General features: G+C 67.8%; 2 protein-coding genes. One reads left to right on the forward strand and one right to left on the reverse strand.

Translation table 11 applies throughout. The annotated features are described in order from the left end of the window. Positions 1-104 precede the first annotated feature (104 nt). Complete coding sequence (gene rpsO, locus NQ160_RS22490) at positions 105-374, forward strand: 30S ribosomal protein S15 (RefSeq protein ID WP_257517254.1); 270 nt, start codon at positions 105-107, stop codon at positions 372-374. Between the two features lie 112 nt (positions 375-486). Here rpsO and NQ160_RS22495 read toward each other — a convergent pair whose 3' ends face one another. Beyond that, a complete protein-coding gene (locus NQ160_RS22495; RefSeq protein ID WP_257517255.1) occupies positions 487-1674 on the reverse strand; it encodes an acyltransferase family protein in 1188 nt (395 codons plus the stop codon). Positions 1675-1916 lie beyond the last annotated feature (242 nt).

Genomic DNA, 1916 nt, shown 5'->3' on the forward strand with positions numbered 1-1916 from the left:
CCGGGCTGATAGACTTTCCAGGTTGCCGTTAGATCGGCCGCGGATAAAGAGAGCCCACGCATCAGGCGTCGGGCGCCGCGCAACGAGGAGAGAGGGGATCACCTATGGCACTGGAAGCAGAAGTCAAGAAGGCGATCATCGAAGAGTACGCGACGCACCCCGGTGACACCGGATCCCCCGAGGTGCAGGTCGCGATGCTGACGCAGCGCATCAAGGACCTCACCGAGCACCTCAAGGAGCACAAGCACGACCACCACTCGCGTCGTGGGCTGTTCCTGCTCGTCGGTCAGCGCCGTCGTCTGCTCGGCTACCTCCAGGACATCGACATCGCGCGTTACCGCTCGCTGATCGAGCGTCTCGGACTGCGCCGCTAAGTCGCAACCAGCGTTCAATCGCACAAAACTTCTTGAGGGCCGTCCCAGGTGTGGGGCGGCCCTCGTCGTTCGTGCGGGGGATTCCGGCGCGGTGCAGGCAGGGCCGCGGGCGTCAGACTCCGCGTCGACGCGGGCCCGCGTCTGCGGAGCGGGGCGGCTCGGGCGTGCGGCGCGAACCGGTGGGGTCGCTGCCGCGGCCCTCGCGGGCGGCGAGCGCAGGGTCGGCGAACAGCCAGCGCGGCCGAGGTTCGACGAAGGGACGGAAGACGGTGCGCACGGGCCGCGTCGCCAGGCCGAGGGCGATCGCCACCGACAGCACCGCCACCACGGGCAGCCAGAACCACGCGGGATCCAGCTGCTGCAACACCCCGGACTCGCGGAAGGGGTAGAGGACGAACGAGTGCAGCAGGTAGATGTACATCGTGTACTGGCCGAAGTGGGTCCACCACCTGTCGCGCCGGGGGACGAGCACGAGGAAGGCGGCCGTCAGGATCAGGGCGACCACCATGAGCAGCAGGCGTACCCCACCCGCCCACCACTGGGCGGCGCCGAGCTCGACATAGCCGGTGTCGTAGAACATCCACGCCCGCAGGTCGAGGGTGCGCCACTCTTCGACGAAGAACCACGTCGCCCAGGCCGCGACCAAGAAAACTCCGATGGCGCCGGCCACCAGCCACCACGGTCGTGACCGCAGCAGGTCGAAGCGCGCGATGACGTCGCGGTCTCGCAGCCACCAGCCGAGCGTGAAGAAGAACAGCAGCCCGAGCGTGCGCGCCAGCGAGAAGGTGGAGTCGAGGTTCGGGAGGTAGCCGGCGCCGATCGAGATGGCCGCCGTCCACAGCAGGGGCTTTTTCAGCAGTGCCAGGTACGGCAGCGCGACGCGGAAGATCCCCAGGGCGAGCAGGAACCACAGAGTCCACGACGGCTGCGTGGGATTGGGGTTGGCCACCCCCTCGACGAGCCACTTCGTGAGGGTCCAGAGCCCTTCGAAGATCAGGTACGGCACCAGGATGTCGGTGATGACGCGGGCCATCTGGCGCTCGCCGAGCGCACCGGCCTTGGAGAAATACCCCGAGATGATCGCGAAGGCCGGCATGTGGAAGGCGTAGACAAGCAGATACGCCGCCTGGGCGAGATCCGAGTCGTAGGTCAGGCGCTGCGTCGCGTGGCCGAACACCACGAGCACGATGCAAGCGAAGCGGGCGTTGTCCCAGAAGGGCACGCGCTGCTTCGGTCGCGCAGCGCCGGGCTTCGGCCGAGCCGATGCCGGTCCGCCGCCGTCGTGTGCTGCCTCGTCCATCGCGGGCCACACTACCTGCGCAGCGGCCGGGGTCACCGGGGCCTGCGCGCGCGGGAATAACCTGGTAGCGCACGCGTTGCAGCAGATACATTCATTTGCATGGAACGGGTGCCGATCGGCATCCGGGAGCGGAGAACGACCGTGGACGACATGAGCACCGGCACACAGATGCAGTTCGGCATCTTCACCGTGAGCGACATCACGCAGGACCCGACCACGGGGCGCACTCCCAGCGAGGCCGA

This window comes from Microbacterium sp. zg.Y909 (assembly GCF_024626565.1).